Annotated in this window: 15 protein-coding genes; 8 read left to right on the top strand and 7 right to left on the bottom strand. The window is 64.8% G+C overall.

Going from position 1 to position 26425, the window contains the following annotated elements; translation table 11 throughout:
* Nucleotides 1-102: 102 nt before the first annotated feature.
* A complete protein-coding gene (mutS, locus tag XARJCFBP2528_RS00815) occupies nt 103-2658 on the bottom strand; it encodes a DNA mismatch repair protein MutS (RefSeq protein ID WP_374057750.1) in 2556 nt (851 codons plus the stop codon).
* An 878-nt stretch (nt 2659-3536) separates the two neighbouring features.
* On the opposite strand from mutS, the gene XARJCFBP2528_RS00820 reads away from it, so the two are divergent.
* Together XARJCFBP2528_RS00820 and XARJCFBP2528_RS00825 are read left to right on the top strand one after the other, a co-directional pair.
* Nucleotides 3537-5462, top strand: a complete 1926-nt coding sequence (locus tag XARJCFBP2528_RS00820) for an alpha-L-fucosidase (RefSeq protein WP_047124196.1) — start codon at nt 3537-3539, stop codon at nt 5460-5462.
* A gap of 212 nt (nt 5463-5674) precedes the next feature.
* Nucleotides 5675-5980 (top strand): hypothetical protein, encoded by a 306-nt coding sequence (locus XARJCFBP2528_RS00825; protein WP_016903192.1) that lies wholly within the window; start codon nt 5675-5677, stop codon nt 5978-5980.
* A gap of 191 nt (nt 5981-6171) precedes the next feature.
* Here the strand turns inward: XARJCFBP2528_RS00825 and galA are convergent, their stop codons facing one another.
* From galA to XARJCFBP2528_RS00845, 4 genes are all read right to left on the bottom strand, one after another.
* Nucleotides 6172-8739: a beta-galactosidase GalA gene (gene galA, locus XARJCFBP2528_RS00830; RefSeq protein ID WP_047124197.1), complete on the bottom strand. Its 2568-nt coding sequence runs from the start codon at nt 8737-8739 to the stop codon at nt 6172-6174.
* Complete coding sequence (locus XARJCFBP2528_RS00835; RefSeq protein ID WP_047124198.1) at nt 8736-9935, bottom strand: glycoside hydrolase family 53 protein; 1200 nt, start codon at nt 9933-9935, stop codon at nt 8736-8738. The genes galA and XARJCFBP2528_RS00835 overlap by 4 nt, the downstream gene beginning before the upstream one ends.
* Nucleotides 9936-10097: 162 nt before the next feature.
* Nucleotides 10098-12782, bottom strand: coding sequence for a TonB-dependent receptor (locus XARJCFBP2528_RS00840; RefSeq protein WP_047124199.1), 2685 nt, complete (start codon nt 12780-12782; stop codon nt 10098-10100).
* Between the two features lie 362 nt (nt 12783-13144).
* Nucleotides 13145-14530, bottom strand: a complete 1386-nt coding sequence (locus XARJCFBP2528_RS00845) for a helix-turn-helix domain-containing protein (protein ID WP_047124200.1) — start codon at nt 14528-14530, stop codon at nt 13145-13147.
* Nucleotides 14531-14653: 123 nt separating this feature from the next.
* On the opposite strand from XARJCFBP2528_RS00845, the gene XARJCFBP2528_RS00850 reads away from it, so the two are divergent.
* From XARJCFBP2528_RS00850 to XARJCFBP2528_RS00875, 6 genes are all read left to right on the top strand, one after another.
* A complete protein-coding gene (locus XARJCFBP2528_RS00850; RefSeq protein ID WP_047124201.1) occupies nt 14654-16159 on the top strand; it encodes a CoA-acylating methylmalonate-semialdehyde dehydrogenase in 1506 nt (501 codons plus the stop codon).
* A gap of 10 nt (nt 16160-16169) precedes the next feature.
* A complete protein-coding gene (locus tag XARJCFBP2528_RS00855; protein ID WP_016903186.1) occupies nt 16170-17351 on the top strand; it encodes an acyl-CoA dehydrogenase family protein in 1182 nt (393 codons plus the stop codon).
* A complete protein-coding gene (locus XARJCFBP2528_RS00860) occupies nt 17348-18145 on the top strand; it encodes an enoyl-CoA hydratase (RefSeq protein ID WP_016903185.1) in 798 nt (265 codons plus the stop codon). The genes XARJCFBP2528_RS00855 and XARJCFBP2528_RS00860 overlap by 4 nt, the downstream gene beginning before the upstream one ends.
* Entirely contained in the window at nt 18145-19317 is a 1173-nt protein-coding gene (locus tag XARJCFBP2528_RS00865) for an enoyl-CoA hydratase/isomerase family protein (protein WP_026064480.1), read from the top strand. Before XARJCFBP2528_RS00860 ends, XARJCFBP2528_RS00865 begins: the two co-directional genes overlap by 1 nt.
* Nucleotides 19318-19475: 158 nt before the next feature.
* A complete protein-coding gene (gene mmsB, locus XARJCFBP2528_RS00870; RefSeq protein ID WP_180968826.1) occupies nt 19476-20378 on the top strand; it encodes a 3-hydroxyisobutyrate dehydrogenase in 903 nt (300 codons plus the stop codon).
* Between the two features lie 845 nt (nt 20379-21223).
* Entirely contained in the window at nt 21224-22189 is a 966-nt protein-coding gene (locus tag XARJCFBP2528_RS00875; protein WP_016903801.1) for a cation diffusion facilitator family transporter, read from the top strand.
* An 822-nt stretch (nt 22190-23011) separates the two neighbouring features.
* Here XARJCFBP2528_RS00875 and XARJCFBP2528_RS23085 read toward each other — a convergent pair.
* Nucleotides 23012-23938, bottom strand: coding sequence for a hypothetical protein (locus tag XARJCFBP2528_RS23085; protein WP_146011209.1), 927 nt, complete (start codon nt 23936-23938; stop codon nt 23012-23014).
* Nucleotides 23939-24284: 346 nt separating this feature from the next.
* Complete coding sequence (locus XARJCFBP2528_RS00880) at nt 24285-26366, bottom strand: 3-hydroxyacyl-CoA dehydrogenase NAD-binding domain-containing protein (protein WP_016903800.1); 2082 nt, start codon at nt 26364-26366, stop codon at nt 24285-24287.
* Between the last annotated feature and the right edge of the window lie 59 nt (nt 26367-26425).

Here is a 26425-nt window from a genome sequence, read left to right on the forward strand (position 1 = left end):
CAGCATTCAAACGACCAACCAACCTTGCCGCCGTAACAGATCCGTAAGCGCAGCAAGCTGCGCTATTACGAATCCCAAATCCCGAATTCCCAATCCCCGCACTCAAAGCAACGCCTTCAACCGATACAAGGCTTCCAGCGCCTGCTTGGGCGTGAGTTCGTCCGGGTCCAGCGCCTGCAGCGCTTCCTGCGCAGCGGACGAGGGCGCGGTAAACAGGCCGAACTGTTGCGGGGCGTCCAATGCGGCCGGCGCCATCTGTGCGACATGGCTTTCGCCGCCGCGTTGTTCCAGTTCGGCCAGGCGATGACGCGCCTGGGTCACGGCGGCCTTGGGCAAGCCGGCGAGTGCGGCGACCTGCAGGCCGAAGCTGCGATTGGCCGGGCCGTCCTTGACCGCATGCATGAACACCAGGCGCTCGCCGTGTTCGACCGCGTCCAGATGCACGTTGGCGATGCCGCTGGCACCGCCGGCATGCGATTCGTCTGCCAGCGCGGTGAGCTCGAAGTAATGCGTGGCGAACAGCGTGTAGCAGCGATTGGTATGCGCCAGGTGGCGTGCAACGGCATCGGCCAGCGCCAGGCCATCGTAGGTGGAGGTGCCGCGGCCGATCTCGTCCATCAGCACCAGCGATTGCGGCGTGGCGTGATGCAGGATGTAGCTGGTTTCGGCCATTTCCACCATGAAGGTGGATTGCCCGCGCGCCAGATCGTCGCCCGCGCCGATGCGGGTGAGGATGCGGTCGATCGGCCCGATCACCGCGCGGCTGGCCGGCACATAGCTGCCGATATGCGCCAGCAGCACGATCAGGGCGTTCTGGCGCATGTAGGTCGATTTACCGCCCATGTTCGGGCCGGTGATGACCAGCATGCGGCGGTCGGCGTGCAGCTCCAGATCGTTGGGTTCGAACGGCTGGTCGCGCACCGCTTCCACCACCGGGTGGCGGCCGCGTTCGATGTGCAGGCAGGGGGCGCTGTCCAGCTCCGGCTGCGACCAATCCAGTGCCTGCGCGCGTTCTGCGAACCCGGCCAGCACGTCGAGTTCGCTCAATGCACTCGCGCAACGCTTGAGACCTTCCAGCTCGCTGCCGAGTGCATCGAGCAGGCCTTCGTACAGCAGTTTTTCGCGCGACAACGAGCGCTCGCGCGCCGACAGCACCTTGTCCTCGAAGCTCTTGAGTTCTTCGGTGATGTAGCGCTCGGCGTTGGTCAGGGTCTGCCGGCGGCTGTAGTGCAGCGGGGCCTTCTCGGCCTGGCCCTTGCTGATCTCGATGTAGTAGCCATGCACACGGTTGTAGCCGACCTTGAGTGTGGCGATGCCGCTGCTGGCGCGTTCGCGCTGTTCCAGGTCGATCAGGAATTGATCGGCATTGGTGGACAGGCGGCGCAACTCATCCAGATCGGCGTCGTAGCCGGTGGCGATCACGCCACCGTCGCTGAGCTTGAGCGGCGGTTGGTCCGCCACCGCGCTGATCAACAGGTGCGCGGTGGCATCGTGCTCGCCGAGTTCGGCGTGCAGCGTCTGCAGGCGCGGCGAATCCAGTGGTGCGAGGATCGCGCGTACCTTCGGCAACAGCGCCAGGCCATCGCGCAAGGTGGAAAAATCGCGCGGGCGCGCCGAGCGCAGCGCCACGCGGGTGAGGATGCGTTCCAGATCGCCCAGCGCGCGGAAGGCCTCGCGCACGTCGGCATCGGCGCCGCTGTCGATCAGCGTGCCGACCGCGTGGTGGCGCTGCACCAGTACCTCGCGCAGGCGTAGCGGGCGGTGCAGCCAACGCCGTAGCAGGCGCCCGCCCATCGGGGTGACCGTGCTGTCCAGCACCCCGAGCAAGGTGTTGCGGGTGTCGCCATCGACGCGCGTGTCCAGCTCCAGATGCCGGCGCGTGGCCGCGTTCATCGAGATCGCTTCGCTGGCTACTTCCATTGCGATGGAGGTCAGATGCGGCAGCCGCTGTTTCTGGGTTTCCTCGACATAGCCCAGCAGCGCGCCAGCGGCGGCGGTAGCGCAGGGCTTGTCGTCGATGCCGAAGCCGGACAGATCGTGCAACTTGAAGAACGCCAGCAGCTGGCGCCGGCCGCTGTCGGCGTCGAACAACCACGGTGGCCGCCGCCGCACGCCGACGCGGCCTCGCAGGAACTCCGGCCAGTTGTCTTCGTCGGGCACCAGCAGCTCGGCCGGTTCCAGGCGTGCGATCTCCGCTTCCAGCGCGTCCACGCTGTCCACTTCGTTGACCAGAAAACGCCCGCCGGCCAGATCGGCCCAGGCCAGGCCGTAGCCTTGCTTGCTGCGCGAGATCGCCATCAGCAAGGTGTCGCGGCGCTCGTCCAGCAGCGCCTCGTCGGTGACCGTGCCGGGGGTGACGACGCGCACCACCTTGCGCTCGACCAGGCCCTTGGCCAGCGCCGGGTCGCCGATCTGCTCGCAGATCGCCACCGACTCGCCCAACGCCACCAGCCGCGCCAGATAGCCCTCGTAGGCATGCACCGGCACGCCGGCCATCGGGATCGGCGCACCGCCGGAGCTGCCGCGCTGGGTCAGGGTGATGTCGAGCAGCCGCGCAGCCTTGCGCGCATCGTCGTAGAACAGCTCGTAGAAATCGCCCATGCGGAAGAACAGCAGCAGGTCGGGGTAGTCCGACTTGGCGGCGAAGAATTGCTTCATCAGCGGGGTGTGCTCTACAGCCCCGTTAGCGTTCTTGGTTTTTTCTTTTGTATCAGTGCTTTGCAAGAAATGTTCTTCCGGGATGTGGCGGTCAATCAGGGTCGCCTGCGGCGAGTAACGGTGATTTGTTGCGAGGCTGTTGCGACGACCCTCCAAACGAGATCAATCGATGTTGCGACGAAACGGACGAAGCGTTGGAATGGCACAGGATGTTGCGACGGAACCAGGAGCCGTCTCACGTCGGCGCGGATGCAAGTTTAAGCCCACCCACCGACAAATCCTTGCGCTGGCGGTCGAGAGGGTGCCGGCCCTGGGTCCAAGTGGGCGATTGGCCATCGGGCCGGGGCCTTCACACGTCCATTGCCGGATCGCTCAACGCATACCGCCGCTGTCGCAGATGACTCCGCGACAGCGTCGCTAGTGCGCACGGCTGCCGGCTGGGTGTCCTGATCCCTGAGCGTGTGGCTCGGTCAGCCCGAGCACGTGCCGCTACGTCATGACCTATGGACTTGCCGCAAGTCAGTACCAGCCAAGATGAGACCTCTACGGTCAATGTTGATGCCAAAACTTGCAGGTGTTGGCACGCCGACGCTGTCGTGCGGTGCTTGTTGGTTGTCGTCGGCCAGCCATTGTCCGTTCTGTTCGCGGAACGCGCTTCGCGTACGCAAGATGCAGCCATGCGAGCACCAACAACGCAGCGTGCGGCGCGGCCATCAGCCGTCAAACGACGCATGCCCGGCTTGCTTGACACGCTGTTCGGCGCTCGCCGCGCAAAGGCCCGCGTGTGTGCGGTGCATTGCACCAACCGCCTGTTGTTTTGGGACTCTTTCGCCTTTGGAAAAGCTAAGATCGAAACTTGTGCAAAGTCGGAGGCGCTAATGATCGATCGTCGTACCTTTCTTGCCACGGGTGTGCTGGCCGCCGCCAGCTTCAGTGCCTCGGCAGCTCGCATCGCGCAAACGCCACGCGCCAGCAGCCCCGCGCCGTGGGGTGCGGTGCCCAGTGCGCGACAGCTGCGCTGGCATCGGTGGGAGCAATACGCCTTCGTGCATTTTGCGATGAACACCTTCACCGACAAGGAATGGGGCTACGGCGACGAGGATCCGCGCAAATTCGATCCCAGCGATTTTTCAGCCGATCAGATTGTTGCTGCTGCCAAGGCCGGCAATCTGAAAGGGCTTATTTTCACGGCCAAGCATCACGATGGGTTTTGTCTTTGGCCGACGCGCCTGACCGAGCATTGCATCCGAAACTCGCCCTACAAGAACGGCAAGGGTGACATCGTCGGCGAAATGGCAGCGGCGTGTCGTCGCGCTGGCCTGGCGTTCGGCATCTACCTGTCCCCCTGGGATCGCAATCATGCCGAGTATGGGCGTCCCGGCTATCTCGACTATTTCCGCAAGCAGATCGTCGAACTCTGCACAGGCTATGGCGACCTGTTCGAGTTCTGGTTCGACGGCGCCAATGGCGGCGACGGCTACTACGGTGGAGCGCGCGAATCGCGCAAGATCGATGCGCCCGCTTACTACAACTGGCCACGGATGATCGAGCTGGTGCATCGGCACCAGCCGATGGCCTGCACCTTCGACCCGCTCGGCGCCGATATCCGCTGGGGCGGCAACGAGGACGGTATCGCCGGCGATCCGAGCTGGCCAACCATGCCCAATGCCCCGTATACCCAGGAAAACGGCAATTCCGGTGTGCGCGGCGGGGCGCTGTGGTGGCCGGCCGAAACCAACACCTCGATCCGCCCTGGCTGGTTCTACCATGCCGATGAAGACGGCAAGGTGCGCAGCCCGGAGAACCTGGTGCGCTATTTCGACACCTCGGTCGCGCGCGGCACCAACATGAACCTCAATCTTCCGCCCGACCGACGCGGCCGCATCCCCGACCACGATGTGGCGGTGCTGCAGAGTTTCGGCGACGCGATCCGCGCCAGCTTCGCCATCGATCTGGCCAAGGGTGCCAGGGCCAGTGCCAGCGCATCGCGTGGCCCGGGGTTCGAGCCGGCGCGCGTCCTCGACCGCCAGCCGGACAGCTACTGGTCCACGCCGAACGAGGTCACCACGCCGACGCTGACGCTGGAATTGTCGGCGGTGCACAGCTTCGACCTGATCCGGCTGCGCGAGTATCTGCCGCTGGGCGTGCGCGTCACCCGCTTCGCGGTCGAAGCCGAGGTCGATGGACAATGGCGGCGGCTGGCCGAAGCGCAGTGCATCGGTGCACAGCGCATCGTGCGACTGGATCGCCCGATAGCCGCACGCCGGGTGCGCCTGGTCGTGCTGGAGGCGCCGGTGTGCCCGGCGATCAGCGAATTCGCGCTGTTCAGCGCCGTCGCGCCGGTGCGGGTCGCGCGGCCGACCACGAACGCGCCAGACGTGCTGTCCACGGCCGGCTGGCGAATCGTCGAGGCCAGCGCGCCAGGGGCGGACACGTTGCTCGACGACGATGCCAGCACGATCTGGATCACGCCCGCTCCTACGCCGGGCCATCCCGTACAAGCGACCATCGACCTCGGTGCGCTGCGTCAGGTTGCCGGCTTCAGCCTCACGCCCTCGCGCACGGTGATGAACGGTGAGGCGCCGCCTAGGGGCTATCGCGCTGAAACCAGCGAAGATGGGCAGCACTGGCAGCCGGCTGGCGCCGGCGAGCTGTCCAATATCGCTTATGCGCTCTCGACCCAGCGCCTGAATTTCCCCGAGGTCCGCCAGATCCGCTACCTGCGGCTGTCGTTCGCGGAGACGGCGGTGCCCGCCGACCGGTTGGCGATCGCGGGTATCGGTGCGTTCTCGCGCTTGCGATGAGGCTTGCGCTCCCGCGCCGCCATGCGCCGCGCGGGAGCACATCGTTGCGGTGATGCAGTGTCGCGGGCATGAGATGGATCAGGCGAAGCGATCGAGAGAGAAATCACCTGTTCGCAGCACGCGGTGACCTGAATCTTGAACCGTGCTTGCACACCGCCGTTCCGGATGACGCGCTATGGTACGCGGCGCATGGGGCAAGCGATCGGTTGGGTATGGAACAGAAACAGCAAGAGTGGATGCAGGCCGTGACCGAGGCGCTCAGCGACCTGCTGGCCGCACGCGTGGCCCAGGCCACGCTGCTGGAAGCGATGATGGTCTCGCATCCCGACCCGGTGATGCTGCGCAAGGCGTGGGACGAGCTGTCGTCCCAGCGCATCGCGTATGTGGCGCAGAAAAAGGCGGTCGCCGCCGATCCGCGGCCGATGGATGCCTACACGCTTGAGCAGTTCCAGGCGTGGGAAGAAAAGCTCAGCCGCTACTTTCCGCGTGCGCCGGATGCAGGGAGCACGGATGCGTGAACCGGCCCGCCAGCAATCCAGTCGCGCGACCTAGCGGCGGTGGGCCGGGCGGGTGTCGCCACTGCCTGTCGCTTGCGCACGCAGGCGCAGGCGACTGACTGTGCCAGGAGCCGGTCATGGCTCCCAGTCCTGCGGTCGGTTGGTGCCGACATGGTTCCTGATGATCACTGCAGCCGCTGCTACGACCTGCGTCAGGCCACCGATGCGCGCGGTTTGGCCTTGTCGGCATCCAGGCGCAGGGTGGCAGCGGCGAGGCCGGGTGCGGTGGCCTGCAAGACGATGCTGCCGGCGCTGCGCGTGCTCTGCAGCAGGGCCGCACACAGTCCATTGAAGGCCTTGCGTTGCGGCGCCTTGTCGTCCTCATGGCTGGCAGGGTCGCCGTTGCCCACGCCGATCAACCGCGCAGGCCCGCGCAGCGCGAACTGCACCAGGCTGTCGGCGGTCGGCACCAGGCGGCCCTGCGCATCGACGATCTCCACCTTGACCACCGCCACGTCTTCGGCATCGGCGCGCACTGCATTGCGGTCGCAGCTCAGGCGGATCGCTGCCGGCTTGCCGGCCGTCTCGCGGCGTTCGCTGAGCACCAAGTTGCCGCCGCGATAGCCGCGTGCCTCGATCACGCCCGGTGCGTACGCCACGCGCCATTCGACATGGCCATAGGCCGGCACCTGCTGCAGGCCCTGGCTGACGCCGTTGACCAGCAGTTCCACCGCTTCGAGATTGCTGTGGCACCAGACCTGGACGCGGCCCTTGTCATCGGGCTGCAGCAGGCCGTCCCAGTTCCAGTGCGGGAACAGATGCAGCACTGGTTCGCTGGTCCATTGCGCGCGGTAGTACCAGTAGTTGTCCTTGGGAAACCCGCAGCTGTCGAGCACGCCGAACTGCGAGGCGACATTCGGCCAGCGGTTGTAGGGCGTGGGTTCGCCGCGGTAATCGAAGCCGGTCCAGATAAAGCCGCCAGCGATATACGGGCGCTGCGCGACATAGCTCCACCAGGCTTCGGCGGTGCTGGCCCACCATGGGTGGTCGGTGTCGTAGGCGCGGGTGTAGCCGCGCGCGTCGTCGCGCTGGTAGTTACCGCGCACCGACACGGTGCTGCCGGTTTCGCTGCCGTAGATCGGAATATGCGGATATTCCGCGTGGAAGCCATCCATCTGGCTGGTGCGGTAGTTGAAGCCGACCACATCCACGACCTGGCCAACCCCATCGCCAAAGCCCTTGTCCATGGCGAAGGTGGTGGGGCGGGTGGGATCGAGCTGGCGCACGCGTTGCTGCATGCGGCTGACGATGCGCGCGCCGCGCTCGGTGACCTGCTGCGGCTCTTCGTTGCCGAGCGACCACAGGATCACGCTGGGATGATTGCGCCCGCGCCGCACCATCGTCTCCAGCTCGCCCATCGCCTCGGGGTCGGTGGACATGCGGCGGGTTTCCTCGATCACGAACATGCCGAGCCGATCGCATAGCGCGAGCAGTTCGGGCGTGGCCGGATTGTGCGAGCTGCGGTACGCGTTGCAGCCCATCGACTTGAGCTGGCGCAGGCGCCATTCGTGCAGGCTGTCGGGGACGGCGGTGCCGACGCCGGCGTGGTCCTGGTGATTGTTGGTGCCGTGCAGCTTGAGCGGCGTACCGTTCAACAGGAAGCCGCGTTGTGCATCGAAGACGGCCGTGCGCACGCCGAACGGCGTGACCAGCGCATCGACCGCCTTGCCGTCGCTGTGCACGCTGGTGGTCAGGCGGTAGAGCTGCGGGGTGTCGATCGACCATAGCGCCGCTTCGCCGAGCGGCAGGGTCTGTTCGACGAGGTGCACCTGGCCGGGTGCAACGGTGACCGCGGTGCTGGCTGCCTGTGCGACGACGCGTCCATCCGGGGCGGTCACGCGCGCCTGCACCGTGCACTGGCGCGGGGCGCTGCCGTCGTTGCGCACCTCGGTGGACAGCTGCGCGGTGGCGGTGGCGCCTTGCAGCGTGCTGCGCACGAATACGCCGTCCTGCGGCAGATGCAGCGGGTCGGTCTTGTGCAACCACAGATGGCGATAGATGCCGGCGCCTTCGTAGAACCAGCCTTCGCCCAGCGTGGCATCCACTCGCACCGCAATCAGGTTGGGTTTGCCGTAGTCGAGCACCTCGCTGAGGTCGACCTCGAAGCCGCAATAGCCGCTGGCATTGCGCCCGACGATGTGGCCATTGCAGAACACGATGCAGTCGCGGAACACGCCGTCGAACACCAGGCTGATGCGCTTGCCCAGATCGTCTGCGGGAATCTGCAGCACGCGGCGATACCAGCCCACGCTGGTTTCCGGAAAGCTCGTGCCCAGCGGTTTGTAGCCGTGCGCGGCGGCCGGATCTTCCTCGGTGATGGTGGCCGAGATCGGTTCCTGCCGGAAGGGCAGGGTGACGGCCCAGTCGTGCGGCAGATCCAGCAGTTCCCAGCCACTGTCGTCGAAGGCGAGTTGCGCGGCGGTGGCGGTGTCCTTGCCGGCCTTGGCGAAGCTGCGCTGGAAGGTACCGAACTCGAAGTCGCGCGCTGGGTCGCTGGCATGGCCCAGATGGAAGCGCCAGCCAAAGTCGAACAGCAGCCGTTCGCGTGGTGCCAGGGCTGCATCGCCGAGCGCGGCAAGCGGCGTGGCGGTATTACCTGCAGCTGGTGCTGCAGCGGCGATGGCGGGCAGCAACGCACCGGCCGTACCGACCGGGAGTGCGGCACTCACGCCGCTGGCGAGCATGCCGCGCAGCAGTTCGCGGCGATTGATGCCGGTCATGGCTGGGTCCTCTTGTCGGTATCCGCAGCGTTGCCTTGCGTGCCCGCAGCAGGCTTGCTTGTCGTTGCAGGCACGCCGGTATACGGGTGGCGCATGAAGTCGATCGCCGGCAGCACTTCATTGGCGTGCTTGAAGTCGAAGAAGCTTGCGTTTTCCCACGACGAGCCGGTGCCCCAGCGGGTCTTGCAACTGCTGCTGGTCCATGCCGGCTCCCAGTACACGACGCCGGCGCCGCCGGTGTCGATCACCAGCTGAGTGAGATCGACCATGTAGCGGAACTGGCCCTGCGGCGTGGCCGGGTAGCCGGGAATCAGCGAGTCTTGGCCGAGCAGATTGTGCGAGGTGTCGCCGGAGTCCAGCGTCCACGGATAGGCGGTTTCCACCACCACCACGTCGGCATCAAAGCGGCCGCGCAGGCGCTTGATGGTCCTGCCCAGCTCGGCCATCGACTGGGTCGACCACTTGCGGTAGTAGCTGATGCCGATCAGATCGTAGTCGGTGACGCCGGCCTTGGTCGCGGCGGCAAACCACGGTTCCACATTCTCCGGCTGGGCGATATGCAGCATCACCCGCGGCTTGATCGCCGAGCGTGCGCCGATGTCGCGTACCGCCTTGATGCCGGCGTTGAACAGCTTGGCATTGCGCTGCCAGTCGATGGGGCGCTTTTTGTCCCACGGCTTGCTGTCCATCAGATCGGAATTGCTTTCGTTGCCGACCTGCACCAGCTCCGGCATCAGGCCGGCACGGTCGAGCGCGCTGAGCGTGTCGTAGGTGAAGCCGTAGAGCGTGCGCGCCAGTTCATCGGTGTCGGTGATGCTGGCCCAGGCCTTGGGAATCAGCTGTTTTTCGCCGTCGGCCCAGTCGTCGGAATAGTGCAGGTCCAGCAGCACCTGCATGCCTTGCGCGCGTGCGCGTGCGATGGTCTTCTTGACGTCGGACAGGTCGCTGTAGCGGGTCCAGCGGGCATCGTTCCACAACCGCACGCGCACCAGATTGGCACCGTGCGCATGGAAGAGTTCGAACGGGTCCTTGACCACGCCGTTCTCGCGGTATTGCACACCGCATTCCTCCATCTCGTTGACGTAGGACAGGTCCGCGCCCAGATACAACGTGGCGGGGGCCGGGGCGGCGTGTGCGAAGGTGGAGATGGCCAGCGCGAGCAGCGCGGGCGTCCAGAGGCGGCGTGTGGAGCGCATGCAATTCCTCGACAGATGAAACGCGGAGCGGGTGACAGCCTGCCGCATGCGGCGGTGCCGTCGTGCGGGCGGTGCGCGCAATCACAACGTCAGCGACGTAGGCGATTGCGCACACCGCGCGCAGTGGTGGAGCAGGCGTGCAGCAGCGGTGTCAGCGGTGCTTTAGAACTTGTAGGTCGCTTCCAGCGAGTAGCGACGGCCGAACACCTGATAGCCGCCGTCGTCCTGATTGGCCAGACGGTTGGGCTTGTTGTCGGTGTAGGCGCGCAGCGGTTCGTTGGTGAGGTTGCCGGCCTGGAAGCGGAAACCGAGCTGCTTGCTGTACTGCCAGTTCAGGCTCAGATCCACCGTGCCTTCGCTCTGCAACCGTGCCAGCCGCGCCGCATTCCAGCCGTACACCACGGTGTAGGGGCTGTGGTACTTGTAACCCACGCGCGCTTCGAAGCTGCCGTTGCTGTACCACAGGTCGAAGGTGCCGGTCTTGCGTGCCAGCCCGCTCAGCGGCAGCGGGTTGTCTTCCGGCGAGAACTCCTTGAGGTTGGAATCGACCAGCGAGAAGTTGGAGTAGACGCCGAAGTTTTCCATGTGCGGGATGAAGTAGAACGGCGTCTGGAAGGTGAGTTCCACACCGTTGATATGCCCGCCGCCACCATTGAACGGCGCGCTGACCAGGTAATCCAGGCCGTTGATCACTTCGCGGTCAGTGCGGTAGCCGATGCTCGAATCCACTTCCTTGCGATACACCGCAATCGCCGCCAGCGCTTCCTTGTGGAAGTACCACTCGTAGGACAGGTCGACCTGGGTGGCCTTGAACGGATCCAGCTGCGGGTTGCCGCCGCTGCCGGTGAGCTGGCCGACGGTGACGTTGGGGTCATCCAGGCGCCGGCCGGTGCGCAACTCGTCCAGCGGCGGACGTGCGATGACCTTGGCCACCGCAAAACGCAGGATGCGTTGATCGTCGATCAGGAAGTTGACGGTGGCGCTGGGCAACACGTCGGTGTATTCCTTGCTATCGCTGCTGGCCTGCACGGTGGTGCCGACCGAATCGAAGCCGTCGCTGGTGGTCTTGGTGTTGACCAGGCGCACGCCGATGTTGCCGGTGACATCGGTGCCGAACAGCTGCGAGCTGAACACCGCCTTGGCGAAGGCTTCGCGCACGTCTTCCTTGACGTTCCAGTGGTCGAGCAACTGCTCGTCGAGCGTGGCCGGGTCGAAACCGCCGAAGCCGATCTGGGCGATGGCATCCATGTTGCCGCCGGTCAGCGTGGGCACGTTCAAGTCCGGCATGGTGACCGGATAGATCAGGCCCTGGTACGCCGAGATCGGCTGGTCGTAACCGGATTGGTTACTGATGAAGCGGCGGTTCTGCTTCTCGCGGCGCGCGGCGCGTGCGCCGAATTCCAGCGAGGTGAACGCCGCGGTATCGACCGGGCGGCTGGCGTTGAGCACCAGCGCGGCGATCTTGTCGCGCAGCCCCTGCGGCTCGGTCTGGCCGGCGATGCCCCACTCGAGCGTGTCCGAGCTGGTGCTGATGGTGGGGGTGACGCTGCGGCGGAAATCGAACGAGACGGTGTCCGGGTTGCTGCCGAAGCGCACCGCCTGCCAGGTGTTGTCACGCTTGGCCTGCGAGAACGACAGGTCACTGCCCAGCGTCCACACATCGCCGCTCCATTTAGCGTTGAGGCCGCCGGCGGTGAGCGTCTTGACCTCGTTGTAGTGGCTGACCACATGGTCGACCTGCAGGTTCGAGTTGGCCAGCGTGCCGGCCACCACATCGCCATCGACGATGGTGTAGGACGAGCCCGGCGTGGTGTACGGATTGGCGCCGGTCGAGAAGGTGCTGTAGGCCAGCCCGTTGAACCAGTTCTGCAACTGGTCCTCGTCGATCTCGATACGCGAATACAGGCCGTCGAACTTCAACTCGAAGTTGCCCGAGCGCCATTGCACCGTGCCCATCGCACCGGTGCGGGTCTGCTCGGTGAGCTTGAGCTGGTCGGCCGCGCCGAACGGGGTCGGGTCTACGCGGCCGTCGCCATCCACATCGCGCGAGGTGGTGGCATCGGTATAGCCCCAGCTGCCGATCGAGGAGTTGGAGTTCTTCTGCTTCTGGTAGGTGGCACCCAGCGCAACCGCCAGGTTGTCGTTGATGTGGTGCACCCAGCTGGCACCGAAGCGGCTGCCCCACGGGGAATAGCCGTCCACGTCCTTGGCGTGGTCGTAGAACACCGGGCCGGCGGTGCCGACAAAGCCCGGGCCGGTGTAGTCCAGCGGGCTGATGGTGGAGATGTCCACCGTCGCGGCAAGGCCGCCGGCGACCAGGTCCGCCGACTGGGTCTTGTAGACCTTGACGGTGGAGACGATCTCGGTGGGAAACACTTCCCAGCGCACTGCACGATTGGGTTCGGAGGAGGCGATTTCGCGCCCGTTGACGGTGCCCATGGTCATGCGCGGGCCAAGGCCGCGCACGGTGGCCAGGCTCTCGTTGCCGCGGTCGCGGGTGCCGTTGACACCGGGCAGGCGCACCAGCGCTTCGGCCACGGTGACGTTGGGCATCTGACCCATGTTGTCGGCAGAGATCACTTCCATGACGTGATCGGACATCTGCTTGGCCTGCACCGCCTGGTTCAGGCTGGCGCGCTGGCCGATCACGGTGATGTTGTCGAGCGTGACCGGCGGCGCAGCACTGGTGGTGGCGTCAGTGGCCGGCTGCGCGGCAGGCGCGCTGTCCTGTGCCTGCGCACTGAACGCGGTGGCCAGCACGCAGGCGATGGTGGTGCAGAGGACGTCGCGCACGGGGGTGCGGCGCAGGCGCCGGCTGGCCAGGTGGCCGGTGTGGTGAACGGGCATCGTTTGATCCCTCCCAGGACAAAGTTACCGAATGAAATAGTGGCCGCTGGTGCGGCGCTGTGGCGCGGCTGCGCGTTGGCGTGTCCAACGCGGGCATGGCGGTTGCTGCGGTGTGGAGCTGACTGATCGTTTGCGTGACGCTGCGACGATGGTCGATCGCCTTGACGTCCCCCTGTCCTGCATGTGTCCGCTTCAGGGTAGAAGCGCAAGCCATTCCATTCCAATGAAGCATTTTGCGGGAGCTATCTCGCGTTGGAATGCTGCAGTGCAGCGGTAGCGTCTGCCTGGTCACAGTTGCGGCGTGAGTTGCCGGTACCGGGAACCAAGGTTGCCTGGTGGACGCGACGGACCCGGGTCTCGGCCTAGCGCGCGCTGGTAGATAACCGGGGCAGTGCCGGAAAGGCGCGCTGCACGCAGTCGTTGCGTTCGCAGGTCAGGCAACCCGGGCCGATCGGCACCGCATCGTCCACCGCGTCCAGATCCCAGCCGCGCGCATACACCAGTTGATCGGCATGGCGCAGGTCGCAGCCCATCGCCAACGCAAAGGTCTTGCGCGGGCGGCCGTAGCCCGGCGCGCCGCTGCTGACCTGGCGCGCCAGCCAGAAGTAGCGCCGGCCATCGGGCATGCGCGCGATCTGGGTCAGGATGCGGTCGGGCTGGTTGAAGGCCTCATAGACGATCCACAGCGGGCAGGCGCCGCCGACATGCGAGAAGTGGAAGTCGGTGGCCGAGTGGCGTTTGGACACGTTGCCGGCACGATCGACCCGCATGAAGAAGATCGGCAGCCCGGCCGCACCGCGCCGCTGCAAGGTGCTGAGCCGGTGGCAGACCGCCTCGAAGCCGACGCCGAAGCGATCGGCCAGCCATTCGATGTCGTAGCGCGAGCGCTGGGCGCTGCGCAGGAATTGGCCATACGGCATCACCAGCGCGCCGGCGAAATAGTTCGACAGCCCAATCCGCGACAACGCGATACGCTCGGCATCTTCGAAGCCGGCATCGGCAATGCGTGCGTCGAGCAAGGGCGCGCATTCCAGCAAGGCCAGTTGCGCGGCCATCTGGAAGGCCTGCTGGCCAGGGCGCAGATGCGCGGGCAGCCACAGCACGCGCGCCTGCGTATCCACACTGCGCTTGTCGCTGTGCAGATCCGGCGCATCCTGCACCAGCAGGCCGTGGCGATCGGCCAGGCGTTGGCGCAGCCGCAGCGGCAGGTTGTCCGAGGTCAGGCCGAGTTCGGCATACAGCGCCTCGGCGCGCTCATCCAGTTCCGGCAGATAGTTGTGCGCGCGGTTGAAGTAATCGCGCACCTGCTCGCCCGGCGACAGCGAGGGCAGTGTGGCGTGGTCGGCGCCGATCTGTATTTCCAGTGCGGCGGTGCGCTCGAGCAGGTGCTGGTGAGCGCGGTGCAGGTCCAGCAGCGCCTGGGCCACCTGCGGCAGGTTGCCGGTGAGCACGCGCAGCTCTGCGGCCGAGAGGCTGTGGCCCAGGCTGCGCAGCGATTCGTCCAGCGGCTCGACCAGCGCGGCCGGGTCGTCCAGGTCGAGCAGGCCGTCCAGATCGCCCAGGGCGGCCTTGAGCCGCTGCTGGATTGCCAGGGTCAGGGGGCGTTGGTTGCGCTCGATCTGGTTGAGGTAGCTCGGCGACAGCCCGAGCCGGCGCGCCAGCTCCGCCTGGGTCAGGCCGTGGCGCTGGCGCAGCCGCTGCAGGCGCAGGCCGAGCTGGTGGCGGAGCGGGAGAGGCGACTGGGGCATTCGCAAGATTCGCAAAATAGTGACGGCAGCTTAGCGCGATTAAGCAGTCTCGGGCTGGGAATGCCAGGTCGCGGTGCGAACAATGCGAAGCATCCGTAGCGACCTTCTGCGAGCGACCCTGCAATGAGTAATTCCGTCCCGCGCGTTTCCCTGTTGATCGACGGCCAGTTCGTCACCTCCGCCAGCCCCCATTGGCAGGACGTGGTCAACCCGGCCGATCAGTCGGTGCTGGCACAGGTGCCGTTCGCCACCACCGGCGAAGTGGCCGCGGCGGTGGCGGCGGCCAGCCAGGCCTTCGTGAGCTGGCGCAAGACCCCGATCGGCACGCGTGCGCGCATCTTCCTCAAGTACCAGCAGCTGATCCGCGAGCACATGCCCGAGCTGGCCGCGCTGCTCAGCGCCGAGCAGGGCAAGACCCTGGCCGATGCCGAAGGCGATGTGTTCCGCGGGCTGGAGGTGGTGGAACACGCTGCGGCGATCGGCAACCTGCAGTTGGGCGAGCTGGCCAACAACGTCGCCAACGGCGTGGACACCTATAGCCTGCTGCAGCCGCTGGGCGTGTGCGCGGGCATCACCCCGTTCAACTTCCCGGCGATGATTCCGTTGTGGATGTTTCCGATGGCCATCGCCACCGGCAACACCTTCGTGCTCAAGCCATCCGAGCAGGACCCGATGGTGACCATGCGGCTGGTGGAACTGGCGCTGGAGGCAGGCATTCCCAAGGGTGTGCTCAATGTCGTGCACGGCGGCGAAGACGTGGTCAACGCGTTGTGCGACCACCCGGACATCAAGGCGCTGTCGTTTGTCGGGTCGACCAGGGTCGGCACGCACGTCTATCGGCGCGCCGCGCTGGCCGGCAAGCGCGTGCAATGCATGATGGGTGCGAAAAATCATGCCGTGGTGCTGCCGGACGCCAATCAGGAACAGACGCTCAATGCGATGGTCGGCGCCGCCTTCGGTGCGGCCGGCCAACGCTGCATGGCCGCGTCCACGCTGGTGCTGGTGGGCGAGGCGCGGCAATGGATTCCGGCGCTGGTGGCCAAGGCAAAGGGCCTGACCCTGGGCGCAGGCAATGCGCCGGGCACCGAGGTCGGGCCGCTGATCTCCTGCGCGGCGCGCGAGCGTGTGGAAGGCTTGATCGCCTCCGGCGTCGAGCAGGGCGCCACACTGGAACTGGATGGGCGCGCGCCCAGCGTGCCGGGCTTCGAGCAGGGCAACTTCGTCGGCCCGACGATCTTCTCCGGCGTGAGGCCGGGCATGCGCATCTACGACGAGGAAATCTTCGGACCGGTGCTGGTGATCCTGGAGGCAGCCACGCTGGACGAGGCCATCGCCCTGGTCAATGCCAACCCCAATGGCAATGGCACCGCCTTGTTCACCCAGTCCGGTGCGGCGGCGCGGCGTTTTCAGGAAGACATCGACGTGGGCCAGGTCGGCATCAACGTGCCGATCCCGGTACCGGTGCCGCTGTTCTCGTTCACCGGATCGCGTGCCTCCAAGCTCGGCGACCTGGGCCCGTACGGCAAGCAGGTGGTGATGTTCTACACCCAGACCAAGACCGTGACCGCGCGCTGGTTCGACGACGAAACGCTGGGCCAAGGCGTCAACACCACCATTTCCCTCAAGTGACACGATCGCCATGAATGCAGCCATCCAGCTACACGCCAATACGGCCGATTTGAATGACGAGCAGGAAGCGTTCCGCGCTGCCGCGCGCGACTTTGCCGACAAGGAACTCGCACCGCACGCCGCGCATTGGGATGCGGAAAGCCACTTCCCGCGCGAGGCGATCGCCAAGGCGGCCGAGCTGGGGTTCTGCGGGCTGTACACCGATGAGGGCGTGGGCGGCCTGGGCATGCGCCGGCTCGATGCCGCGGTGGTGTTCGAGGAACTGGCCACGGTCGATCCATCCACCTCGGCCTTCATCAGCATCCACAACATGGCCACCTGGTTGATCGCCAGTTACGGCAACGACGCGGTGCGCGCGCAGTGGGGCGAGGCGATGACCAGCGGCGCCAAACTGGGTTCGTACTGCCTCACCGAGCCGGGTGCCGGCTCGGACGCGGCCTCGCTCAAGACGCGTGCGCAGCGCGACGGCGACAACTACCTGCTCAACGGCAGCAAGGCCTTCATCTCCGGCGCGGGCGCCACCGATGTGCTGGTGGTGATGGCCCGCACCGGCGACGACGGCGCGCGCGGCATCAGCGCCTTCGTGGTGCCCGCCGATGCGCCCGGCATCAGCTACGGCCGCAAGGAAGAGAAAATGGGCTGGAACAGCCAGCCCACGCGCGGGGTGAGCTTCGAGAACGTGCGCATTCCGGCCGGCAATCTGCTGGGCAAGGAAGGCGAAGGTTTCAAGATGGCGATGAAGGCACTGGATGGCGGCCGCATCAATATCGCCGCCTGTTCGTTGGGAGCGGCGCAAGGCGCGCTGGACGCCGCCCGCCGCTACATGGGCGAGCGCCGGCAGTTCGGCAAGAAGCTGGCCGATTTCCAGGCGCTGCAGTTCAAACTGGCCGACATGGCCACGCAACTGGTGGCCGCGCGGCAGATGGTGCACACCGCTGCACGCAAGCTCGATGCCGGCAGCCACGATGCCACCGTGTGGTGCGCGATGGCCAAGCGTTTCGCCACCGACGCCGGCTTTGCGATCTGCGACGATGCCTTGCAGATCCACGGCGGCTACGGCTATATCCGCGAGTATCCGATCGAGCGCCTGCTGCGCGACAGCCGCGTGCACCGCATCCTGGAAGGCACCAACGAGGTGATGCGCATGATCATTGCGCGCCACCTGCTCAACGGCGAGGAGGAACTGCGATGAGCGATTGGGCAACACGCACGCATACCGGTTTACATGTCGAACGCGACGGCCATGTCGCCATCGTCACCCTGCGCAATCCGCCGGCCAACACCTGGACCGTGCACAGTCTTGCAGCCTTGCGCGACCTGGTCCGCGCGCTGGATGCGGACCGCAGCATCTACGCGCTGGTGATCACTGGCGATGGAGAGAAGTTCTTCAGTGCCGGCGCCGATCTCAAGCAGTTTGCCGATGGCGACAAGGCTGCTGCACGGGAGGCCGCGCGTCGCTTCGGCGAAGCCTTCGAGGCCTTGAGCGCGTTTCGCGGCGTGTCGATCGCCGCCATCAACGGCTATGCGATGGGTGGTGGCCTGGAGTGCGCGCTGGCCTGCGACCTGCGCATTGCCGAGCAGCACGCACAGCTGGCCTTGCCGGAAGCCAGCGTCGGCTTGTTGCCGTGCGCCGGCGGCACCCAGAACCTGCCGCGCCTGGTCGGCGAGGGTTGGGCCAAGCGCATGATCCTGCTTGGCGAGCGTCTGGATGCCGCCACCGCGCACCGCATCGGCCTGGTGGAAGAGGTGGTGGGCACGGGCGAGTCGCGCGCGCTGGCCATTGCCTGGGCACAGCGCGCCGGCAAGCAGAGTCCGGCCAGCGTTGCGGCGTGCAAGCGCCTGGTGCAGTCCACCCGCCACGGCACGCATGCCGCCGCGCTGGTGGCAGAGCGCGAAGCCTTCGTCGACCTGTTCGAGCAGGCCGATCAGGCCGAGGGAGTGGCTGCCTTTCTCGAGAAGCGCGCACCGCAGTGGAGCAATGGCTGATGCTGGATGTGAGCCTCCCCGAAGAAGCCCCGGTGCTGTTCGAACAACGCGATTGCGCCGACGGGCATCGCATCGGCATCGCCACCTTGAATGCGCCCAGGACGCTCAACGGCCTGTCCCTGCAGATGACGCGCCTGCTGGATGCGCAGTTGCGCGTCTGGGCTGACGATGCGCAGATTGCCTGCGTGGTGTTGCGTGGTGCCGGCGAGAAAGCGTTCTGCGCGGGCGGCGACCTGCATGGTCTGTACCAGAGCATGCGCGCGCATCGCGAGGCGGTACCGGACGCGCAGCAACGTCGCGCGCAACCGCAGGGCAATGCGCACGCCGCTGCGTTCTTCGAAGAGGAGTACCGGCTCGACCATCGCATCCACACCTACCCGAAGCCGCTGCTGTGCTGGGGCCACGGCATCGTCATGGGCGGCGGTATCGGCTTGATGTCCGGCGCCAGCCATCGCGTGGTCACCGAGCGCTCGCGGCTGGCGATGCCGGAGATCAGTGTCGGCCTGTTTCCCGACGTGGGTGGCAGCTGGTTGTTGCGCCGCGTGCCGCACGGCGCAGGATTGTTTCTGGCACTGACCGGCGCGCCGCTGGATGCCAGCGATGCCATCTATGCCGGGCTTGCGGATGTGCGCCTGGAACATGCGCAGTACGCGGCAGTGCTGGACGCCCTGGACGCGCATGCCTGGACAGGCGATGCCAGCGAGGATCGCGCCCAGCTCGGCGCATTCCTGCACGGGATTGCGCAACCGCTGGAGCCCGGCCCGCTGCAGGTGCATGCGGCGCTGATCGCGCAATTGGTGGCAGGCCAGACGCTGCAGGAAGTGGTCGCCGCAATCCTGGCACTGCAAAGTGAAGATGCCTGGTTGCAGGCCGCGCGTGCAACGCTGGCAGCCGGCGCCCCCGGCTCGGCGCGCCTGGCCTGGGAGCTGCAACGTCACCCGGGCACCGGCACGCTGGCCGACACCTTTCGCACCGAGTACGTGGTGGCGCTGCATGCCGCCGCGCATGGCGACTTCGCCGAAGGCATTCGCGCGCTGTTGATCGACAAGGACCGTACGCCGCAGTGGCAGCCTGCCGCGCTCGAACAGGCCGATGCGCAATGGGCGGCGCCATTCCTGCAATCGCCCTGGCCACCTGCACGGCATCCGCTTGCCGACCTTGGTGCAGGTTGAGTCGCTGCTACGCCGCTGCGAACGGTCTTGGCGGATGCGGACAATGAGCCGCATCTGCAGTGCAGGACCGAGGGACGCCACTGTGCCCGTTTGCCGCGCTGCGCTGCGGCCGGGCACACCATTCAACGGCCGCGCCAGTCGGTGATGGCCGCCCAACCCTGGAAAACCACACCATGAGCAAGATCGCTTTTATCGGCCTGGGCAATATGGGCGGGCCGATGGCCGCCAACCTCAGCAAGGCCGGGCACCAGCTGCGGGTGTTCGATCTGGTGCCCGCTGCGCTGGACGCGGCAGTTGCTGCCGGCGCGCATGCCGCCAGCTCCGCACACGACACCCTGGCCGACGCCGAGATCGTGATCTCGATGCTGCCGGCCAGCCGCCATGTCGAAGCGCTGTACCTGGGCGAGGCCGGGATTCTGGCGCAGATTCCTGCCGCTGCCCTGGTGATCGACTGCAGCACCATCGCACCCGCCAGCGCACGCAAGCTCGCTGCCGAGGCGCAGGCGCGTGGCCTGGCGATACTGGATGCGCCGGTCTCCGGCGGGACGGCGGGTGCGGCTGCAGGCAGCCTGACGTTTATCGTCGGCGGCGCTGCGCAGGTATTGGAGCGCGCGCGGCCGGTGTTGCAGGCAATGGGCAAGAACATCTTCCACGTTGGCGACAACGGCGCCGGCCAGGTCGCCAAACTGTGCAACAACATGGCGCTGGGCGTGATCATGGCGGCCACCGGCGAGGCGCTGGCGCTCGGCGTTGCGCAGGGGCTGGACCCGGCGGTGCTGTCGCAGATGATGGCGGTCAGCACCGGGCGAAGCTGGGCCACCGAAGTCTGCAATCCGTGGCCAGGCGTGCTGCCCAACGCGCCGGCATCGCGCGGTTACAGCGGTGGCTTCGGCAACGATCTGATGCTCAAGGACCTGGGGCTGGTCGCCGAATCCGCAGTGCAGGCGGGCGTGTCGATTCCGCTCGGCGAGCTGGCGCGCAATCTGTATGCGATGAACAGCCAGGCCGGCAACGGTGCGCTGGATTTTTCCAGCGTGATCAAGCTGGTGGCCAAGGTGTGAGAGCGGTCGTCAAGGCGTCTACGCCTGCCGTCGAACAGGCGCGGCCAGAGTGGTGGTTTGCATCCGTCTGGAGAGTTGATAGAACGGGGCGGCGTCTGATCTGCGGCTTTGCTGCAGGGTCCTTGCCCGCCCACCATCGCGGGACACGCCGTGAATCCGTCCATGGAGGCTCTTACGCGGCATCCGTGCCGCGTAAGGTCCCGCGACGGTGGGCGGGCAAGGACCCGTCGAGATGGTCGGTGTGCATGTAAAAGCCGTCCGGATGCGCCTCGTTCGATCACGAAGCATCGGCTCCACGTCTGATGCACACCTGACTACAGACCGCTTTTCAAATGAGCGCCGACCAACTGTCTGGTGCGGTGAGGGCGCCGCGCCCTCGACGCTGCAAGTTTGCTGCAGGGTCCTTGCCCGCGCACCATCGCGGGACACGCTGCAAGTACGTCCTGGTAAGCTCTTACGCGGCATCCATGCCGCGTAAGGTCCCGCGACGGCGGGCGGGCAAGGACCTGTCACGATGTTCGGTACGCATGGTTGCAAGCGGTGCATGCAGTGCTTGCAGCGCGGCCGTCCGCTGAGGTGCGGTCTGATCGGCTTCTTTCAATCCGAGCAATGTCACTGCCAATACGACATCACTCCACCCGCCAACGAGGGCGAGTGTTGCCGATACATTGCCGCCATCGCTGCAGCGTTCGAGGGGTTTCGTGAGTCACTCCAGGTGGCTACCTGGCCTGAGCAATAACGTGCAGTGCCACTTCCGCGTGATGTGATGTCATCACGCCCGGGTGTAATAGTCTCCGCCCTCGCGTGCGCCTAAGGTGCGCGCATCGCACGAGGCTACCGCATCCATGGGACACGACCACAACCACGCACCCAGCGAAATCCGCCACGAGACACCGCTGTGGTGGGCGCTGGGCCTCACCGCCACGTTCCTGTTGGCGGAAGTCATTGGTGCGTTCATCACCAACAGCCTGGCGCTGTTGTCCGACGCCGCGCATATGGCCACCGACACCGTGGGCCTGATGATCGCCCTGCTTGCCGTGCGCCTGAGCCGTCGTCCTGCCGATGCGCGCCGCACCTATGGCTATGTGCGGCTGGAAGCGCTCGGCGCGCTGGCCAACGGCGCGCTGTTGTTCGCAGTCGGCGCCTACATCCTGTGGGAGGCCGCGCAGCGCTTTCGCGCACCGCAGGATATTTCCTCCAGCGGCATGCTGCTGATCGCCGGCTTCGGCCTGGTGATCAATCTGATCGCTATGAAGCTGCTGCACGCCGGCAGCGGCGAGAGCCTCAACGTCAAGGGCGCCTATCTGGAAGTCTGGAGCGACATGCTCGGCTCGGTGGCGGTGATCATCGGCGCGCTGCTGATCCGCTGGACCGGCTGGCAGTGGATCGACCCGGTGCTGGCCGTGCTGATCGGCCTGTGGGTGTTGCCGCGCACCTGGGTGCTGCTGCGCGAGGCGATCAACGTGCTGCTGGAAGGTGTTCCCAAAGGCATCGATCTGCCGCAGGTGCAGCAGGCGCTGGCCAGCCACCCCGGCGTCGAGGACGTGCACGACCTGCACGTCTGGGCACTGGCCTCCAGCACGCCCGCGCTCACCGCACACGTGGTGGTCGGCGAAACCACCGACCGCGACCGCCTGCGCGACGCCCTTGCCGAGCTGCTGCACGCGCGCTTCGAGATCGCCCACGTCACCTTGCAGGTGGAGAGCGGCGATTGCGGTACCGAGCCGTGTGGGACGCCTAGTGTATTGAAAGGCGCAGCGGGGCATGATCACCAAGATCACTCGCACACCCATCGCTTCCATTTGCGCTGATTTTTCAGTGAGGTTTATTCATCTGAATAGGCAAGCGATAGCGATATGAGCTTAATTAGCATCCGCACGCTGCTGATGCGGCTTGCTTCCCACGAAGCTCGGCTATTGATGGTTTTCCTACTGCTTTATATGTTAGTTGAGCATGTTAAGAAGTTTGCTAGAGCGGGGAGGCGTTGCTGTGCATGAGGATGGCAAAATGCTGCTGTATAGTGGCGGGTCAAACGATGTCAAGCGTGGAACTGGCGATCGGACATCTAAAAAATGGTCGCGAGTTGCGCCGTTGCAGATTGAATGTGTTTTGAGTGATATGGGTGTATAGGCTGCTGCGCTGAATCACGTTGTTGCAGGATCTGCACAATGGCATTCACATTATTCAGTAGCCTGCACTTTTTCACAGCAGGCAATTGGTGTTTGGAAGAAGTTTTTCAGGGGCAACCCGATAGCATGGTGCATCTAAAAGTTTTGGACATATATATGCGCTAGCTGTGACTGGTCCAAGTTACAGGAAGGTGGGGGCAGTGGTGCGCATAGTCGGAAAGTGCAATAAAGTTGCCTCGCTGTAACAGGAAATAATCCAGGCTTGCTTCACTACGGCCTTCATCGTTTGTACTGCAATTTTTATTGAATTAAATGCGTCTATCTGATAAAAAAAGCCCGCGTAGTGCGAGCTAAACAAGCATTATATAATTTCCGGTTAATTTCTATTTAATTTTACAATTAAATTATAAATTTTCTGTCGATTTAAGTTCAAGGTAGGGTGCAGAAAATTTTTATCAATGTCTAATATTGATTAATGCGATGTTTGCGGAAATGACTTCTAAGCTAAAATCTCTGGAGATAACATGTTTGTACTTGGTTACCTACAAAGCTACAGAAAAGCCATACCTCGCCCTTGCTGCCATTCCCGCCCGCTGGCCCATAATTGACATTTGGAGGGGTGTTTACTACGGTGAGACCTTCCCCTCTGATTGGCTCCCCACCAGTAGATGGAAGGATATTGCCTCTGACATCTTTGGCAGTGCCATTAATGCTTGTATTACAGCTGGGGCACATAAGATCAATTTGCCAGCAAACAGAATCTCCGTTGTTGTATACGGCGCAATTTCTGCTCTGTTTGCCAAAATATGCAGCAAGCCGATTTGTCAATAATTGGCGAATTCGTGAAGCTAGAGCGGTTTTAAGTAGCCCTTCGTTGGATGCTGCTACTCGATTGAATACATAAAGCTTGGTGCCTTCAGCAATAGACCCGTGATATGAGTTGAAGTAGCCACTTCCGTCATCCGGAGGTAATACTACAATTGTATCTTTTCCGCTGAGTTTTATAAGGGAGCCTACTTCTGCTTTTTCATCTGGGGTTAGATCTCTATTGAGAAAGTCGTAGCCGGGTGCTGCTGCAGAGGCTAAAGCATCAAGCTGTTGTTTGCCACGAATTATTCCTGCACTCTCAATAAGTGTTACTGGTTCACCTGGCAAAAGTTCCTTGTTATAAACTTCTGAATTTTTCTGGGATCTAGTACCTCCTCCAGACCGTGGAAGGACTGAAATCCAAATTGCCTGCTCCGTTACTGGGTTTACTACCAGCACCTCACTGTTTACGTTTGTTCCCGAGACCCCGCCTCTGGCAGCCATCTGAAATTGACTAAGTGAAGTGCACGTGTCACAGACAATCGCCGTATCCTCTGCTTTAGCAGATGACGACAAAAGTGCACCTATTGTCATAATTCCAATATAAATAAATCTAAAGCGCATATAGATCCCTCATTTGCTTCGTTGTAGAACGTACGCGGTTGCGCAGGTGAGCACTTCCTATGCAGCCATTACCTTATGGCGCAGAGTCTCTATACTTCGTTATTTTTCTTCTGTCAAATTGACCGTGAAGGCTCTACTCAAGCGAAGGTTGCTGTGGCGTCAAAATCAATAATGTGATCGTTTGACAAGCTGGTAAAAACAACGGCGAGCCTTGGCTCGCCGTTGTTCTTTGTGGCCTGCGAAAGCTTTTGTCGATGGCTCGCCGCGCTGCAACCTGCAGATCATCTCAGTCGCCGATCGCCCCTCGCTTGCGTGTCTGATCGACGTCGACGACGGTGTCAACGGCTCACACCACCGGCTCACGCAACAACGGCGACTCCCAGCCCGGGCGCGGCGCGAAACGCTCGCCATGGCGCGCCTGCAGTGCCTGCAGACGTGCCAGCAATGCGTCGGCGCCGACACTGCGGATGTGCTGGATCGGGCCGCCGCGGAACGGGGCAAAGCCGGTGCCGAAGATCACGCCGGCGTCGAGCAGGTCCGCGTCGGCCACCACGCCGTCGTGCAGGCAGGCGACGGCTTCGTTGAGCAGCGGCAGGATCAGGCGATCTTCCAGGTCTGCCGGCGCCTCGTAGCCGCTGGCGACCTCGGGCTTGACCGCGCGCCCGTTCTCCCACTTGTACAGGCCCTGGCCGTCCTTCTTGCCGCGCTTGCCCGGCTCCACAGTGGCCAGCGCCGCAGGGATCGGCAGGTGCAGGAACGGGGCGAGCTCCGCCCCCACGCCGGCGGCAACGTCCAGCCCCACCGTGTCGATCAGTTCGATCGGCCCCATCGGCATACCGAACGTCACTGCGGTCTTGTCCAGTACCGGGCCCGGTACGCCTTCGGCATAGGCGGTGGCCGCTTCGAGCAGGTACGGGAACAGCACGCGATTGACCAGGAAGCCCGGCGTGCCGGCCACCGGTACCGGGAACTTGTCCAGCGCCTTGCAGAACGCAGCCAGGCGCGCGACGTTGGCCGGGTCCAGCCCGTCGTGCTGCACGATTTCCACCAGCGGCATCATCGATACCGGATTGAAGTAGTGCAGGCCGGCAAACTGCGCCGGGCGCTGGAGATGCCCGCTTAGCTCGGTCAACGGAATCGACGAGGTGTTGGTGGTCAGCAACGCATCGGGCTTGAGCTGCGGCTCGATGGACTGATACAGCTCGCGCTTGGCCTGCGGGTTCTCGATGATCGCTTCGATCACCAGATCCGCCTGCGCCACGCCCGCGCCGGCCAGGTCGCCGCGCAGGCGCGCCGCCACCGCCGGCCGCTTGGCCTCGTCCTTGACGCGTTTGGCGAACAACTCGCCGCCGCGGCCCAGCGCCGTATCGATGAAGCGCTGCTCGCGATCCTGCAGCGTCACCTCCAAGCCCTTGTAGGCCGCCCAGGCCGCGATATCGCCGCCCATCACGCCGGCACCGACCACATGCACATAGCGAATCGGTGCCAAGGCTGCAGCGCCGGCGTCCTTGCCGCCCAGCGCTTTCAAACGCTCGGTCAGAAAGAAGATGCGGATCAGGTTACGTGCGGTCGGCGTGCTGGCCAGCTTGACCACCGCCTTGCGCTCGGCCGCCAGGCGCGCCTGGATGCCACTGCCGCCGGCACGTTCCCACACGTTGATCAAAGCGTAGGGCGCCGGGTAATGCTCCTTGCGCGCCTTGCGTGCGACCTGCTTGCGCATCTGTGGGGCCAGCAGCTTGCGCGCGAGCAAGGTATTGGTGGCCCAGGCGGTGACGCGCTGCTTGAACGGACGTTTGCTGCCGGTGAGCGCCAGCGCGGCGGCGACATCGACCAGCACCGCGGGCGCGGCGACCTTGTCGACCAGGCCCATCGCGCGTGCGGCCTTGGATGATACGGTGCGACCGGTCAGCATCAGATCCATCGCCGCCGGCGCACCGATCAGGCGCGGCAAACGCGCGCTGCCCCCCCAGCCGGGAAAGATGCCGAGCTTGGTTTCCGGCAGGCCGATGCGCGTGCTGCCGTCGTCGGAGGCCACGCGATACCGGCACGCCAGCGCGATCTCGGTGCCGCCGCCCATGCAGAAGCCGTGGATCGCCGCGACCGTGGGGCAGGGCAGTTCGGCCAGCTTCTGAAAGACGCTCTGGCCACGATGGATCGCGTCGTTGACCGTGCCCTTGCGGTCGAATTCCTGGAATTCCTTGAGGTCGGCGCCGGCGATGAAGCCGTTGGGCTTGCCCGAGCGCAGCACCACGCCCTTTGGCGGGTCCAGCGCCAGGCGCTCGACCAGCGCGCCCAGTTCGAGCAGCACCTGCTGCGAAAATGCGTTGACCGGTGCGCCCTGGCGATCAAGGCTGAGCACGACCACGCCGTCCTCGCGCAGATCGGCCTGCCAATGGCTGAATCGGAGCCCGTCGAAACCTGGAAGCATGCGTCTGGCCGTCCGGAGATATAAGGAAAGGTCGTTATCATCCAGAGGTTGTTTCCTTC

Origin of the sequence: Xanthomonas arboricola pv. juglandis (assembly GCF_001013475.1) — a bacterium.
GTDB lineage: Bacteria > Pseudomonadota > Gammaproteobacteria > Xanthomonadales > Xanthomonadaceae > Xanthomonas > Xanthomonas arboricola.